At 53.6% G+C, this 15,216-nt stretch carries 12 protein-coding genes; 6 read left to right on the top strand and 6 right to left on the bottom strand.

The features are described 5' to 3' along the window. Positions 1-63: 63 nt before the first annotated feature. Genes gsiD through iaaA form a run of 5 tightly spaced genes read right to left on the bottom strand, consistent with a single transcriptional unit; the run spans position 64 to position 6,297 of the window. A complete protein-coding gene (gsiD, locus tag HEM79_RS11240) occupies positions 64-975 on the bottom strand; it encodes a glutathione ABC transporter permease GsiD (RefSeq protein ID WP_176242798.1) in 912 nt (303 codons plus the stop codon). Between the two features lie 2 nt (positions 976-977). Beyond that, entirely contained in the window at positions 978-1,898 is a 921-nt protein-coding gene (gsiC, locus tag HEM79_RS11235) for a glutathione ABC transporter permease GsiC (protein WP_016159011.1), read from the bottom strand. A 17-nt stretch (positions 1,899-1,915) separates the two neighbouring features. After that, positions 1,916-3,454 (bottom strand): glutathione ABC transporter substrate-binding protein GsiB, encoded by a 1,539-nt coding sequence (gene gsiB / locus HEM79_RS11230; RefSeq protein WP_021550500.1) that lies wholly within the window; start codon positions 3,452-3,454, stop codon positions 1,916-1,918. A 19-nt stretch (positions 3,455-3,473) separates the two neighbouring features. Then, complete coding sequence (gene gsiA / locus HEM79_RS11225; protein ID WP_176242834.1) at positions 3,474-5,345, bottom strand: glutathione ABC transporter ATP-binding protein GsiA; 1,872 nt, start codon at positions 5,343-5,345, stop codon at positions 3,474-3,476. Then, positions 5,332-6,297 carry a beta-aspartyl-peptidase gene (iaaA, locus tag HEM79_RS11220; RefSeq protein WP_016159014.1) on the bottom strand — a complete coding sequence of 322 codons (966 nt, stop codon included), beginning with the start codon at positions 6,295-6,297 and terminating at the stop codon, positions 5,332-5,334. The genes gsiA and iaaA overlap by 14 nt, the downstream gene beginning before the upstream one ends. Positions 6,298-6,498: 201 nt before the next feature. Between iaaA and moeA the strand changes: the two genes are divergently transcribed. Both moeA and moeB read left to right on the top strand, forming a co-directional pair. Continuing rightward, positions 6,499-7,734 carry a molybdopterin molybdotransferase MoeA gene (gene moeA / locus HEM79_RS11215; RefSeq protein ID WP_176242797.1) on the top strand — a complete coding sequence of 412 codons (1,236 nt, stop codon included), beginning with the start codon at positions 6,499-6,501 and terminating at the stop codon, positions 7,732-7,734. Then, entirely contained in the window at positions 7,734-8,483 is a 750-nt protein-coding gene (moeB, locus tag HEM79_RS11210) for a molybdopterin-synthase adenylyltransferase MoeB (RefSeq protein WP_176242796.1), read from the top strand. The genes moeA and moeB overlap by 1 nt, the downstream gene beginning before the upstream one ends. 87 nt (positions 8,484-8,570) lie before the next feature. On the opposite strand, the gene fsa is transcribed toward moeB, so the two are convergent. Then, positions 8,571-9,233: a fructose-6-phosphate aldolase gene (fsa, locus tag HEM79_RS11205; protein ID WP_176242795.1), complete on the bottom strand. Its 663-nt coding sequence runs from the start codon at positions 9,231-9,233 to the stop codon at positions 8,571-8,573. Between the two features lie 130 nt (positions 9,234-9,363). Here fsa and HEM79_RS11200 point away from each other — a divergent pair, with 130 nt between their 5' ends. The 4 genes from HEM79_RS11200 (at position 9,364) to HEM79_RS11185 (ending at position 15,068) form a co-directional block, all read left to right on the top strand. Then, a complete protein-coding gene (locus HEM79_RS11200; RefSeq protein ID WP_176242794.1) occupies positions 9,364-10,263 on the top strand; it encodes a glycyl-radical enzyme activating protein in 900 nt (299 codons plus the stop codon). A gap of 5 nt (positions 10,264-10,268) precedes the next feature. Further along, a complete protein-coding gene (locus HEM79_RS11195; protein ID WP_176242793.1) occupies positions 10,269-12,701 on the top strand; it encodes a glycyl radical protein in 2,433 nt (810 codons plus the stop codon). Between the two features lie 140 nt (positions 12,702-12,841). Beyond that, complete coding sequence (gene ybiV / locus HEM79_RS11190) at positions 12,842-13,657, top strand: sugar-phosphatase YbiV (protein WP_176242792.1); 816 nt, start codon at positions 12,842-12,844, stop codon at positions 13,655-13,657. Positions 13,658-13,808: 151 nt separating this feature from the next. Further along, positions 13,809-15,068, top strand: coding sequence for a DUF1479 domain-containing protein (locus HEM79_RS11185; RefSeq protein ID WP_176242791.1), 1,260 nt, complete (start codon positions 13,809-13,811; stop codon positions 15,066-15,068). The last annotated feature ends 148 nt before the right edge of the window (positions 15,069-15,216 follow it).

Here is a 15,216-nt window from a genome sequence, read left to right as displayed (position 1 = left end):
CACTTGCTTAAGGCAATAATTTCCTCTGAGGTCATTACCCTTTCAAGCAATATTCAACCGTGACTATCCTTTAATTTTGGGGTCCAGCGCATCACGCAAACCATCACCCAGCAAGTTGAACGCCAACACGGTCAGGAAAATAGCCAGTGCCGGAAAAACCGCCACATGCGGCGCGATAACCATATCCGCTCTCGCTTCGTTGAGCATCGCTCCCCACTCCGGGGTCGGCGGCTGCGCTCCCAGGCCGAGAAACGACAGACTGGCGGCGGAGATAATCGAGGTGCCAATGCGCATGGTGAAAAACACGACGATGGAAGAGACTGTCCCCGGTAAGATGTGGCGCAACAAAATGGTCATATCGCTGGCCCCAATACTGCGCGCTGATTCAATAAAGGTTTGCTGTTTTAACACCAACGTATTGCCGCGCACCAGTCGGGCAAACGCCGGAATAGAAAAGATAGCGACGGCGATAATCACGTTAGCAATGCCGCTTCCCAGCACCGCAACAACAGCAATAGCCAGCAAAATGCCAGGGAAAGCAAACAGCACATCACAAATACGCATGATCAGCCGATCCCACCAGCCTTCATAATATCCAGCCAGCAAACCCAGCAACGTCCCAATCGCCGCACCGATAAACACCGCAAACACGCCCGCCGCCAGCGAGATTTGTGCACCAACCAGGACACGGCTGAAAATGTCGCGTCCCAGTGAATCGACGCCAAACCAGTGCTGCAAAGAAGGCCCGTTATTCAGATTGTCATAATCGAAATAATTTTCGGCGTCATAGGGGGCGATCCAGCGAGCAAAAATGGCCACCACAATCAACAAAATGACGAATAATACGGCGGTCATCGCCATATGCTGGCGGCGAAAACGTCGCCAGAACTCATGCCACGGAGTACGCACCTGATCAGGTTTTACCAGTGGCATGGCGTTTAACACCACCTGACGACGCCAGTTAAATAATCGCATCCTTACTTGTACCTGATAGCCGGGTTAATGGCGGCATAAAGCACGTCCACCACTAAGTTGATAAGAATAAATTCCAGCGAGAAAAGCAGAATTTCCGCCTGAATCACCGGGTAATCGCGCATTTCTACGGAGTCAACGAGTAAGCGCCCAAGTCCGGGCCAGTTGAAGACTTTCTCCACCACGATGGACCCACCGAGCAAAAAGCCAAACTGTAAGCCCATCATGGTCACTACCGGGATCATGGCGTTGCGTAGCCCGTGTTTGAGGACAACCCAGGTTTCGCTCACCCCTTTCGCCCTCGCGGTACGCATATAATCTTCGCTTAAGACGTCGACAAACGACGCGCGGGTAAAGCGCGCCATCACGGCTGCCACTGCCGCGCCGAGCGTCAGGGAGGGTAAAATGTAGTGCTGCCAACTGTCTGCACCTACCGTAGGTAGCCAACCCAGCTCAACGGAGAAAACCTGAATCAAAAGCATCCCCAGGGCAAATGCCGGGAAGGAGATCCCCGACACCGCGATGGTCATACTCAAACGATCTGGCCAGCGGTTACGCCAGACGGCGGCAACAATCCCCGCCGCCATACCAAATATCACCGCCCAGACCATACTGGTTATGGTCAGCCACAGCGTTGGCATGAAGCGGCTGGCAATCTCATCGGCAACCGGACGACGCGAGACCATCGACAGGCCAAAATCTCCCTGCACGGCATTGCTGATATAGTGCCAGAACTGGTGATACAGCGGCTGATCCAACCCCAGTTGCTGACGCACCAGTTCGATGACCTGAGCATCGGCTTCCGGCCCGGCAATCAATCGCGCCGGATCGCCGGGCAGCATATGGACAAATAAAAACACCAGCACCGAGACGATAAACAGCGTCGGAATCAACCCCAGCAAGCGTTTGATAACGTAATTAAGCATTCCACTCCCTGCGTTGCTTAGTGCAAATCCGCATCTTCAAAGCTGAAGCCGGTGTCTGGCATGATCCAAAAACCGGTCAGATTTTTACTGTGTGCCGACACCAGTTTTTCGACCACCAGCGGAACCCACGGCGACTCTTGCCAGATGATATCCTGCGCCGCCTTATACAAGCGGGTCTTTTCCGCCGGATCGTTAGTTTTCAGTGCCTGGGCCAGGTAGTCATCCACCTGTTTATTGCTGTAAAACGCAGTATTAAACAGCGTCGGTGGCCAGTTCTGTGACGCAAACAGCGGCGATAACGCCCAGTCAGCTTCGCCGGTCGATGCCGACCAGCCAGTGTAGAACAGTCGCACGCCACTCTCTTTTTGCCCTTTACCTTCTACTTCTGCCGCCCGCTGTCCGGCATCCATCGCCGTCACCTGGGCTTTAATCCCTACCTGCGCTAACTGCTGCTGGGTAAATTGCAGCACTTTCTGCGCGGTGCTGTGGTTATGCGACGACCACAGCGTGGTACTGAAACCGTTGGGATATCCCGCCTCTTTGAGTAATGCGCGCGCTTTTGCCGGATCGTAAGGCCACGGTTGGTAACTTTGCGCGTAGGCGATACTCGGCGGCACCACACCAGTGGCGGGCGTTGCATATCCCGCAAACGCGACTTTCACCAGTGCCGGACGGTTGATGGCATAATTCAGCGCCTCACGTACCTTCAGGTTATCGAACGGCTTTTGCGTCACATTCATACTAATATAACGCTGCATAATCGACGGACTGGCCATCAGCTCGATATTTTTGTTTTTCTCCAGCAGCGCGGCCTGCTCGTAGGGAATGGGGAAAGCAAACTGCGCTTCACCGGTTTGCAGCATGGCCGCACGGGTGTTGTTATCCGCCACCGGACGCCAGGTAATGCTGTCCAGTTTGGGCAGTCCCGACTGCCAGTAACCAGTGAATTTTTTCACCTTCACAAAATCGGTCTGATTCCAGGTATCCAGTTCATACGGTCCGGTTCCCACCGGATGAAAACCAATCTCCGTGCCATATTTTTCCAGCGCCGCCGGAGAAATCATCGCTGTTGCCGGATGGGCGAGAATATTAATAAACGCGGAGAACGGCTGTTTAAGCGTAATCTTCACCGTTGTCGGATCGACCGCTTCAGTTTTGGCAATATTCTTGTACAGGTTATAGCGTTTAAGATGATTCGCCGGGTCACTGGCCCGATCCAGATTCGCTTTTACCGCCGCCGCGTTGAAGTCGGTGCCGTCCTGGAACTTGATCCCTTCACGCAATTTCACGGTATAAGTGAGGCCGTCGCCGGAGACGGTATAACTCTCTGCCAGCACATTTTTCAGCTTCATCTCTTTATCCAGACCGAACAGCCCCTGGTAAAACGATTTCGCCACGGCCTGTGACAACGTGTCATTCGCGTCATACGGGTCAAGGGTGGTGAAGTTCGATCCCACCGCCACAACCACATCTTTGGCAGCGAATGCACAAGATGCCATCAACGCTGTGACAATACCCAGCGCCACTAACCCACTACGGTGTACAGCTCTTGCCATTTGATTCTCCGCCTGAATGTTATCTACGCATGAATGCGTATTCTGATTGTGGTTGTGCGACGTAATGCCCCGGCCCGACGCATTGCAACGAGACGGCTGCAACCTCTTCGCCACGCTGATAAATATTGCTGGGAAGATCGTCCGATAGCAGTACGCGCTGTGGCCGCAGTCGGGATGGTTCAGCAACCGGAACTGCCGCCAGTAATTTACGCGTATAAGGGTGCTGCGGATTTTCAAAGATCGCGCGTCGGGGGCCTATTTCGACAATTTGCCCGAGATACATCACCGCTACACGATGGCTGATCCGCTCCACGACCGCCATATCGTGGGAGATAAACAGATATGCAATGCCGAAATCACGCTGGAGATCGAGCAACAAGTTGATAATCTGCCCGCGAATAGAAACATCCAGCGCCGACACGGCTTCATCGGCAATAATGACTTTGGGATTCAACGCCAGCGCACGGGCAATACAGATACGCTGACGCTGGCCGCCGGAAAACTCATGCGGGTAGCGCCACGCATGTTCGGGTAACAGACCAACGCGTTCCAGTAGCCACGCAACGCGTGCAGCAGCTTCTTTACCCTGCAATAACCCATGAACACGCAGCGGTTCAATAATCGAATCACCAATAGTCTGGCGTGGATCCAGTGAGGCGTAAGGATCCTGAAAAATGAACTGAATATCGCGGCGCAATGCCTGAAGTTTGCCGGGTGACAGAGTATCAATTCGCTGACCGTTGAAGATAATTTCGCCGCCCTGGCTTTCAACAAGGCGCAACAGCGCCCGTCCGGTGGTGGATTTGCCACTGCCAGACTCCCCCACCAGCGACAACGTTTCACCCGGCCAGAGATCAAAACTAACCTTTTCAACGGCGTGCACTTCCCGCGTTACGCGATTCAACAACCCACTACGCAAAGGGAAACGGGTGACCAGATTACGCACCTGTAAAACAGGTTCGCCATCAACCACCGTTTTCTGCTCGACAGGGCGTTCCTGTTTAGTCGGATGTTCAAGCGATATCAACGGGAAACGTCGGGGATAATCTTGCCCTCTCATCGCGCCAAGCTGCGGAACAGCAGCCAATAGCACACGGGTATAAGGATGCTGTGGCGCATGAAAAATCTGTTCGACGCTGCCTGTTTCCACCGCCTCGCCCTGATACATCACCAGTACCCGATCGGCAATCTCCGCCACCACGCCCATGTCGTGAGTGATAAAGATGACGCCCATCGACATCTCTTTTTGCAACACTTTGATTAATTGCAGGATCTGCGCCTGAATGGTGACATCCAGTGCGGTCGTCGGCTCATCGGCAATCAGCACCGCCGGGCGACATGACAGCGCCATGGCAATCATCACCCGCTGGCGCATCCCACCAGAGAGTTGATGCGGATAACGCGAAAGAATGGTTTGTGCTTCCGGGATGCGAACCTGATCCAGCATCCGCTTCGCCTCCGCCATCGCTTCTTCACGGCTGGCGTTCTGATGCAGACGGATAGACTCGGCAATCTGCTCGCCCACGGTAAATACCGGATTTAGCGACGTCATTGGCTCCTGGAAAATCATCGCCATATCCGCACCGCGTATATGCTGCATTTGCCGGGAACTCTGCTCACTAAGCTCAATCACCTCACGACTGCGGCGCCGCAATACCATTTTGTCGCACTGCACCAGCCCCCCCGCCTGTTCTAACAGACGCATCAGCGCCAGTGCTGTGACTGACTTGCCGGAACCGGACTCTCCAACAATCGCCAGCGTCTCGCCACGTCGCAGGCTAAAAGAGAGACCTCGAACCGCAGCCACTTTCTGCTGGTCCTGCATAAAGGCAATATTGAGATTATCAACCGCCAGCACATCACCGGCATCAAGCTCATCACTGTGTGGCAACGGTGTCCCCTTTTTCACGATAGATACCGGTGGTTGGCGTATCGCCTGCGTAGCCCCAGGCGCGATACATTCCCTCGGTGTTAAAAGGTAGCGCGACGTTACCTTCGTGATCGATAGCGATTAGTCCGCCACTGCCGCCGAGCGCAGGGAGTTTTTCCATAACGACCCGCTCGCAGGCTTGTGCGAGGCTTAAGCCGCCGTAATCCATCAACGCGGCAATGTCATACGCCGCCAGCGCGCGAATGAAAACTTCGCCCGTGCCGGTACAAGAAACTGCCACGTTGGCGTTATTGGCGTAGCATCCGGCGCCAACCAGCGGGCTGTCGCCGACCCGACCAGGTAATTTATTGGTCATTCCCCCCGTGGACGTGGCAGCCGCCAGATTGCCATGGAGATCCAACGCCACGGCTCCCACAGTGCCCATTTTCTGTTGTTCATCCAGCGGTGCGCCGCTATGGTCGAGGAGCGTTTCCCCTTCCTCACGCGCCGCCAGCAATTGTTCATAACGCAAAGGCGTGGAGAAAATCTCCGGCGAGACGCGCTCCATGCCATGAGCAAAAGCAAAATTTTCTGCGCCCTCACCTATCATCATCACATGCGGGCTTTGTTCCATCACCAGACGGGCGGCAAGAACCGGATTACGCAGATGACTGACGCCCGCCACTGCACCGGCTTTCAGGGTGTTGCCATCCATCACACAGGCGTCGAGTTCATGGGTTTCATCACGCGTAAAGACAGCGCCAGTTCCGGCGTTAAACAGTGGGCACTCTTCCAGTAAGCGCACGGCTTCCGTCACTGCATCCAGCGCACTTGCGCCCGCTTCGAGCATTTTCTGTCCGGTTTCGACAATGGCTGACAGTGCCTCAATGTAGCGTAATTCCTGTTGCAGACTCATCTGTGCGCGGCTAATTGCGCCTGCGCCGCCGTGAATTGCAATGACTGCTTTGCCCATAGTATTCGTCCATTAAGGGTGGCTCGCCACTTTGCTATAAATATCAGAATTTTTATGAATTATTCATTCAATTTTTGAATATAGAAAGATGTATATGGCATGTAAAGGCAGGAGCCCGCTCTACGACCGAGGTGGCATACAGTCCGTGGCGTTTTTCTGACATAATAGGCGGATTCGATTTTGCCCCGCAGGAGTGTTTTCATGGAATTTACCACCGGTTTGATGTCGCTCGACACCGCGCTTAATGAGATGCTTTCTCGCGTTACCCCTTTGACTGCTCAGGAAACGCTGCCACTGGTTCAGTGTTTTGGGCGTATTCTGGCGAGCGATGTGGTTTCGCCGCTCGATGTCCCTGGGTTTGATAACTCGGCAATGGACGGCTACGCGGTTCGTTTAGCCGATATCGCCTCCGGGCAACCGCTTTCTGTTGCTGGCAAATCGTTTGCCGGTCAGCCGTATCATGGTGAATGGCCTGCTGGCACCTGTATTCGCATTATGACCGGTGCTCCGGTGCCGGAAGGCTGCGAAGCGGTGGTGATGCAGGAACAGACCGAACAAACAGACGCAGGAGTGCGTTTTACCGCTGAAGTGCGTAGCGGGCAAAATATTCGTCGTCGCGGTGAAGATATCTCTGCGGGTGCGGTTGTTTTCCCGGCGGGTACTCGCCTGACTACCGCAGAGCTGCCGGTGATTGCTTCGCTGGGAATTGCCGAAGTTCCGGTGATTCGCAAAGTGCGTGTGGCGCTGTTTTCCACCGGTGATGAACTCCAGTTGCCAGGTCAGCCACTGGGCGACGGTCAAATCTACGATACCAACCGTCTCGCCGTACACCTCATGTTAGAACAACTGGGTTGCGAGGTGATCAACTTAGGGATTATCCGCGACGATCCCCACGCCTTGCGCGCAGCATTTATTGAAGCCGACAGTCAGGCGGATGTAGTGATCAGTTCTGGCGGTGTTTCGGTTGGTGAAGCAGATTACACCAAAACCATTCTCGAAGAGCTGGGTGAAATTGCCTTCTGGAAGCTGGCGATTAAACCAGGTAAACCGTTCGCGTTCGGTAAACTCGGCAATAGCTGGTTCTGCGGCCTGCCGGGTAATCCAGTTTCAGCAACGCTAACCTTCTACCAACTGGTACAACCGTTACTGGCAAAATTAAGCGGCAACACCGCCAGCGGCCTGCCCGCGCGCCAGCGCGTACGCACGGCTTCTCGCCTCAAGAAAACGCCTGGTCGTCTTGATTTCCAGCGTGGTGTGCTGCAACGCAATGCCGACGGCGAACTGGAAGTCACCACTACCGGGCATCAGGGCTCGCATATATTTAGCTCCTTTAGCCTCGGCAACTGTTTTATCGTGCTTGAACGCGATCGCGGCAATGTTGAAGCGGGCGAATGGGTGGAAGTAGAACCGTTTAACGCGTTGTTCGGAGGCCTGTAATGGCGGAACTCAGCGATCAGGAGATGCTGCGCTACAACCGGCAAATCATCCTGCGTGGTTTTGATTTTGATGGTCAGGAAGCGTTAAAAGATTCTCGCGTGCTGGTCGTCGGCCTCGGTGGACTCGGCTGCGCAGCCTCGCAGTATCTGGCAAGCGCCGGTGTCGGCAACCTGACGCTGCTCGACTTCGACACCGTTTCGCTCTCAAATCTGCAACGCCAGACGCTACACAGTGACGCTACGGTCGGGCAACCGAAGGTTGAATCTGCTCGTGACGCCCTGGCACGGATCAATCCATATATCGCGATTACGCCGGTGAATGCGTTGCTTGATGACGCTGAGCTTGCAGCGTTGATTGCTGAACACGATCTGGTGCTCGACTGTACGGATAACGTAGCGGTACGTAATCAACTGAACGCTGGCTGTTTTGCCGCAAAGGTGCCGCTGGTTTCCGGGGCAGCAATTCGTATGGAAGGGCAAATCACCGTCTTTACTTATCAGGACGGCGAGCCTTGCTACCGCTGCCTTAGCCGTTTGTTTGGTGAAAACGCGTTAACCTGCGTAGAAGCTGGCGTGATGGCGCCATTGATTGGCGTAATTGGTTCGTTGCAGGCAATGGAAGCGATCAAACTGCTGGCAGATTATGGCAAACCTGCCAGCGGAAAAATCGTGATGTACGATGCGATGACCTGTCAGTTCCGCGAAATGAAACTGATGCCCAATCCGGGATGTGAGGTTTGCGGACAGTAATTGTCGCCTCCAGGCCTGATAAGACGCGGCAGGCATCGATGCACTCCGCCACGTCATAAGCAATTGATGAGGATGCAGAACATCCTGTTAAATCGACGTTCTGCCAAACGCGCCCTGCCAGTCCTGCTCAAATTTCGCTACGGCAGCGTCAACCGCCGGATAGCTAATCATCTGCTGCGCCACATCCAGCGGCAGGGTGATTGATTCACACCCTGCCAGTAAGCAGTCCAGCGCCTGACGCGGGGTTTTGAAACTCGCGGCTAACACTTTCGCCTGTGGCGCATGCATTTTCAGTAACTGATGCAAATCGGTCACGGTTTGAATACCGCTCCCCCCCTGAGCATCAATACGGTTGACGTAAGGCGCAACATATTCCGCGCCCGCCAGCGCCGACAACAGCCCTTGTGCTGCGCCATACACCGCCGTGCCCAGCGTCGGGATCCCTTCCGCTTTTAACATTTTGATAGCTGCCAGCCCCTCGGCGGTCACCGGTACTTTCACCACGATATCCGCAATGATAGAACGCAGTTTGCGTGCATCGTTCACCATGCCTTCAGCAGTGGTAGCCATTACCTGCGCAAACAAACGCCCCTGACCGCCCATCGCTTCATGAAGTTGCGGAAGCACAACGTCCAGCGTTTTTTTACCCGCAGCGATAATGCTTGGGTTAGTGGTCACACCCGCCAGCGGAAAAACGCGCGCCAGCGCCTTCACTGCTGCAACGTCTGAAGTATCCAGATACAGTTCCATAACCATCCTCAAAATGTACTTTTTGTCTGAAACCAGACTACCACGAGAAAACTCTCTGAACAGTTGACGCACATCAACACAACTTTCATTCGAAAGTAATTTAATGTTTGAACGAAACAGAGAGGCATCTATGATCTTCAATATTCAACGCTACTCGACCCACGACGGTCCCGGCATTCGCACAGTGGTTTTTCTGAAAGGTTGCTCGCTGGGTTGCCGCTGGTGTCAGAACCCAGAAAGCCGCGCCCGCACGCAGGATCTGCTGTATGACGCGCGTCTGTGCCTGGAGGGCTGCGAGCTGTGCGCTAAAGCGGCTCCGGAAATGATTGAGCGCGCGCTGAATGGTTTGCTTATTCATCGGGAAAAGTTAACCCCTGAACATCTGACGGCGTTAACCGACTGCTGCCCGACACAGGCGTTAACCGTGTGCGGCGAAGTGAAAAGCGTTGAGGAGATCATGGCGACCGTTCTGCGCGATAAACCGTTTTACGATCGCAGCGGCGGCGGCTTAACGCTTTCTGGCGGTGAACCGTTTATGCAGCCGGAAATGGCGATGGCGCTACTGCAAGCCAGCCACGAGGCCGGCATTCATACTGCGGTAGAAACCTGCCTGCATGTGCCGTGGAAATATATCGCCCCTTCTCTGCCCTATATCGATCTGTTTCTTGCCGATTTAAAACACGTCGCCGACGCGCCGTTTAAACAGTGGACCGACGGTAACGCCGCCAGAGTGCTGGATAACCTGAAAAAACTCGCTGCGGCGGGCAAAAAAATCATCATCCGCGTACCGCTGATTCAGGGCTTTAATACCGATGAAACCTCTGTGAAAGCCATTACCGATTTTGCCGCCGACGAGCTGCACGTTGGCGAAATCCATTTCCTGCCCTACCACACGCTGGGCATCAACAAATATCACTTACTTAATCTGCCCTATGACGCCCCGGAAAAACCGCTTGATGCGCCAGAACTGCTCGACTTTGCCCAGCAGTATGCCTGCCAGAAAGGGTTAACCGCGACTTTACGAGGATAACAACCATGACAACACTGAAACTGGACACGCTCAGCGACCGCATTAAAGCGCACAAAAATGCGCTGGTGCATATTGTGAAACCGCCGGTCTGTACCGAGCGCGCACAGCACTATACCGAGATGTATCAACAACATCTCGATAAGCCGATCCCGGTACGTCGCGCGCTGGCGCTGGCGCATCACCTGGCGAATCGCACCATCTGGATCAAACACGATGAGTTGATCATCGGCAACCAGGCAAGCGAAGTTCGTGCCGCGCCGATCTTCCCGGAATATACCGTCTCCTGGATCGAAAAAGAGATTGATGATCTGGCGGATCGTCCGGGTGCTGGTTTTGCGGTGAGCGAAGAGAACAAACGTGTTCTGCATGAAGTGTGCCCGTGGTGGCGCGGTCAGACGGTACAGGATCGCTGCTACGGCATGTTTACCGATGAGCAAAAAGGCCTGCTGGCGACCGGTATCATTAAAGCTGAAGGCAATATGACCTCCGGCGATGCGCACCTGGCGGTCAATTTCCCGCTGCTGCTGGAAAAAGGGCTTGATGGTCTGCGCGAGAAAGTCGCGGAACGTCGCTCGCGTATCAACCTGACGGTACTGGAAGATCTGCACGGCGAGCAGTTCCTGAAAGCCATTGATATCGTGCTGGTGGCAGTCAGTGAACACATTGAACGTTTCGCTGCTCTGGCGCGTGAAATGGCAGCCACCGAAACTCGCGAAAGCCGTCGTGATGAACTGCTGGCGATAGCAGAAAACTGCGACCTTATCGCCCACCAGCCGCCGCAGACTTTCTGGCAGGCGCTGCAACTGTGCTACTTCATCCAGTTGATTTTGCAGATTGAATCTAACGGTCACTCGGTTTCGTTTGGTCGTATGGACCAGTATCTCTATCCGTACTATCGCCGCGACGTTGAACTCAACCAGACGCTGGATCGCGAACACGCCATCGAGATGCTGCATAGCTGCTGGCTGAAACTGCTGGAAGTAAACAAGATCCGCTCCGGCTCGCACTCGAAAGCCTCTGCGGGTAGCCCGCTGTATCAGAACGTCACCATTGGCGGGCAAAATCTGGTTGATGGTCAACCGATGGACGCAGTGAATCCGCTCTCTTACGCGATCCTTGAATCCTGCGGTCGTCTGCGCTCCACTCAGCCTAACCTCAGCGTGCGCTACCATGCGGGAATGAGTAACGATTTCCTCGATGCCTGTGTACAGGTGATCCGCTGCGGCTTCGGGATGCCCGCGTTCAACAACGACGAAATCGTGATCCCGGAATTTATCAAACTCGGTATTGAACCGCAGGACGCTTACGATTATGCAGCGATTGGCTGTATCGAAACCGCCGTCGGCGGTAAATGGGGCTATCGCTGCACCGGCATGAGCTTTATCAACTTCGCCCGCGTGATGCTGGCGGCGCTGGAAGGCGGTCGTGATGCCACCAGTGGCAAAGTGTTCCTGCCACAAGAAAAAGCGTTGTCAGCGGGTAACTTCAACAACTTCGATGAAGTAATGGACGCGTGGGATACGCAAATCCGTTACTACACCCGCAAATCAATCGAAATCGAATATGTCGTCGACACCATGCTGGAAGAGAACGTGCACGATATTCTCTGCTCGGCGCTGGTGGATGACTGCATTGAGCGAGCGAAGAGTATTAAGCAAGGTGGCGCGAAATATGACTGGGTTTCCGGCTTGCAGGTTGGTATTGCCAACCTCGGCAACAGCCTGGCGGCGGTGAAAAAACTGGTATTTGAACAGGGTGCGATTGGTCAACAACAACTGGCTGCCGCACTGGCGGAAGACTTCGAAGGTCTGACTCACGAGCAACTGCGTCAGCGTCTGATTAACGGCGCGCCGAAGTATGGCAACGATGATGATAGCGTCGATACGCTGCTGGCTCACGCCTATCAGACCTATATCGACGAACTGAAGCAATACCACAACCCGCGCTATGGTCGTGGTCCGGTTGGTGGCAACTATTACGCAGGTACATCATCTATTTCCGCCAACGTACCGTTTGGCGCGCAGACGATGGCAACGCCGGACGGACGTAAAGCGCATACCCCGCTGGCAGAAGGCGCAAGCCCGGCCTCCGGTACTGACCATCTCGGCCCAACGGCGGTCATTGGCTCTGTGGGTAAACTGCCTACGGCAGCGATTCTCGGCGGTGTGTTGCTCAATCAGAAACTGAACCCGGCGACGCTGGAGAACGAATCTGACAAGCAGAAACTGATGATCCTGCTGCGCACCTTCTTCGAAGTGCATAAAGGCTGGCATATTCAGTACAACATTGTTTCCCGCGAAACATTGCTGGAAGCGAAAAAACATCCCGATCAATACCGCGATCTGGTAGTGCGTGTCGCGGGCTATTCCGCCTTCTTCACCGCGCTCTCTCCAGACGCACAGGACGATATCATCGCCCGCACCGAACACATGCTGTAATCCCCTCAGCCCGGCGTCGCCGCCGGGCTAAAACATTCACGAAATCAATTTTACTCTCGCTTTCATTCGAAATTAGTTTGTGCTCCGCATCACATTGTCATTACACTGTGGCGTTTGCATTCATTGCCGGGAGCACTTTTATGACTGTAAAAGTTATCGTTTGCGATATGGACGGTACTTTTCTTAACGACGCCAAAATGTACAACCAGTCACGTTTTATGGCGCAGTATCAGGAACTGAAAAAGCGCGATATTGAGTTCGTTGTCGCCAGTGGTAACCAGTATTACCAGCTTATTTCCTTCTTTCCTGAGCTAAAAGATGAAATCTCTTTTGTCGCGGAAAATGGCGCACTGGTCTATGAACATGGCAAGCAGTTGTTCCACGGCGAACTGACCCTGCATGAATCCAGGATTGTCATTGGCGAACTGCTGAAAGATAAACAACTCAATTTTGTCGCCTGTGGTCTGCAAAGCGCATACATCAGTGAAAATGCGCCGGAAGCATTCGTCGCACTGATGGAAAAACACTACCATCGACTGAAACCTGTGAAGGATTACCAGGAGATTGATGACGTGCTTTTTAAGTTTTCGCTCAACCTGCCAGATGAACAAATCCCGCTGGTTGTCGACAAACTGCACGTTGCGCTCGATGGCATTATGAAACCTGTCACCAGTGGCGCGGGTTTTATCGACCTGATTATTCCCGGCCTGCATAAAGCAAATGGTATTTCGCGGTTGTTAAAACGCTGGGGTCTGTCGCCGCAAAATGTGGTAGCGATTGGCGACAGCGGTAACGACGCAGAGATGCTTAAAATGGCGCATTATTCCTTTGCAATGGGCAATGCTGCGGAAAACATTAAACAAATCGCCCGTTACGCTACCGATGATAATAATCATGAAGGCGCGCTGAATGTAATTCAGGCGGTTCTGGATAGCACCACTCCTTTCAATAAGTAATCTTCTCCCGGCCGGAGTGACCGCTCCGGCATCTCTCTTTTTTGCTCACTTTGTGCACTAACTCAAGATTTTCATCTTGCGTTAACTTATTTTTAACTTAAAGTATCAATCGTAATCATTTTTACTTTCGAACGAAAGCTATGAGGTTGATATGACTTTTACCCATGAGACGCTGCCAACAGATGCGAAAACGGCTATCCGTGAGATGAAAGCGGAGCTGCGGCAACAGATCGGCGATGTACAACAGGTCTTCGATAAACTCTCTGCAAAAATCGAAGCGCGTGTAGCAGAAATAGACGCACTGAAAGCGCAAGGATTGCCGGTTTGGCCGGAAGTTCCTTATAGCGACATTGCAGCAGGTACAGTGAGTGAAGCCACGCGCAATGAGATAAAACGTCGCGGTTGCGCGGTAATAAAAAGCCATTTCCCCCGCGAGCAGGCGCTGGCGTGGGATCGCGCAATGCTCAACTACCTTGATGCCAATCACTTTGATGATGTTTATAAAGGTCCCGGTGACAGCTTTTTCGGCTCGCTGGAGGCGTCTCGCCCCGAAATCTATCCCATTTACTGGTCACAGGCGCAGATGCAAGCACGACAAAGTGACAATATGGCTGCGGTGCAATCTTTCCTTAACCGCCTGTGGAAGTCTGAAAGCAGCGGCAAACAATGGTTTGAGCCCGATGTCAGCGTGATCTATCCAGACAGGATCCGCCGTCGCCCACCGGGCACGACGTCCAAAGGCCTGGGCGCTCACACCGATTCTGGCGCGCTGGAACGCTGGTTATTACCCGCTTATCAGCGCGTTTTTGCCCATGTTTTCAACGGTAATTTTGATGATTACGATCCGTGGGATGCCGCACACCGTACCGATGTAGAAGAATACACCGTCGATAACACCACCAAATGTTCGGTGTTTCGCACGTTCCAGGGCTGGACGGCACTTTCCGATATGTTACCAGGCCAGGGGTTGTTACATGTGGTGCCGATCCCGGAAGCGATGGTATACATTCTGCTGCGTCCGTTGCTGGATGACGTGCCGGACGACGAGCTGTGCGGCGTCGCGCCTGGTAAAGTTCTGCCTGTTTCTGAGAAATGGCACCCCTTATTGATGAAAGCACTAACGTCAATTCCGGCAATAACAGCGGGGGATTCTGTCTGGTGGCACTGCGATGTGATCCACTGTGTCGCACCGGTAGACAATCAACAGGGCTGGGGGAACGTGATGTATATTCCTGCCGCGCCGATGTGCGAGAAGAACCGGGCTTATGCGCACAAGGTCAAAGAGGCACTGGAAAAAGGCATCTCGCCGGGGGATTTCCCGCGTGAAGATTATGAAACAAACTGGCAAGGTCGTTTTACGCTGGAGGATCTGAACGTTCACGGTAAACGCGCGCTGGGCATGGATGTTTGAGAGGTGATGGATTAGTGGAAGTGAATTGATGTGAGGTTAAGGAAGTCGGTTCGATGTTGCTCAGATTGCTGACAAAGTGCGCTTTATTCATGCCGGATGCGGCGTTAACGCCTTATCCGGCCTACAAAGTCCTTCAGATTCAATATAT

Origin of the sequence: Escherichia sp. 93.0816 (assembly GCF_013368855.2) — a bacterium.
Classification (GTDB): domain Bacteria; phylum Pseudomonadota; class Gammaproteobacteria; order Enterobacterales; family Enterobacteriaceae; genus Escherichia; species Escherichia ruysiae.
The sequence above is the reverse complement of the archived record's forward strand: the minus strand, read 5'-3'. Positions and strand labels throughout refer to the sequence as shown.

What these genes read in the sequence shown, in the direction of transcription:
- gsiD (WP_176242798.1), bottom strand. Translation starts at nt 975, where the DNA reads ATGCGATTATTTAACTGGCGTCGTCAGGTGGTGTTAAACGCCATGCCA.
- gsiC (WP_016159011.1), bottom strand. Translation starts at nt 1,898, where the DNA reads ATGCTTAATTACGTTATCAAACGCTTGCTGGGGTTGATTCCGACGCTG.
- gsiB (WP_021550500.1), bottom strand. Translation starts at nt 3,454, where the DNA reads ATGGCAAGAGCTGTACACCGTAGTGGGTTAGTGGCGCTGGGTATTGTC.
- iaaA (WP_016159014.1), bottom strand. Translation starts at nt 6,297, where the DNA reads ATGGGCAAAGCAGTCATTGCAATTCACGGCGGCGCAGGCGCAATTAGC.
- moeA (WP_176242797.1), top strand. Translation starts at nt 6,499, where the DNA reads ATGGAATTTACCACCGGTTTGATGTCGCTCGACACCGCGCTTAATGAG.
- moeB (WP_176242796.1), top strand. Translation starts at nt 7,734, where the DNA reads ATGGCGGAACTCAGCGATCAGGAGATGCTGCGCTACAACCGGCAAATC.
- fsa (WP_176242795.1), bottom strand. Translation starts at nt 9,233, where the DNA reads ATGGAACTGTATCTGGATACTTCAGACGTTGCAGCAGTGAAGGCGCTG.
- HEM79_RS11200 (WP_176242794.1), top strand. Translation starts at nt 9,364, where the DNA reads ATGATCTTCAATATTCAACGCTACTCGACCCACGACGGTCCCGGCATT.
- HEM79_RS11195 (WP_176242793.1), top strand. Translation starts at nt 10,269, where the DNA reads ATGACAACACTGAAACTGGACACGCTCAGCGACCGCATTAAAGCGCAC.
- ybiV (WP_176242792.1), top strand. Translation starts at nt 12,842, where the DNA reads ATGACTGTAAAAGTTATCGTTTGCGATATGGACGGTACTTTTCTTAAC.
- HEM79_RS11185 (WP_176242791.1), top strand. Translation starts at nt 13,809, where the DNA reads ATGACTTTTACCCATGAGACGCTGCCAACAGATGCGAAAACGGCTATC.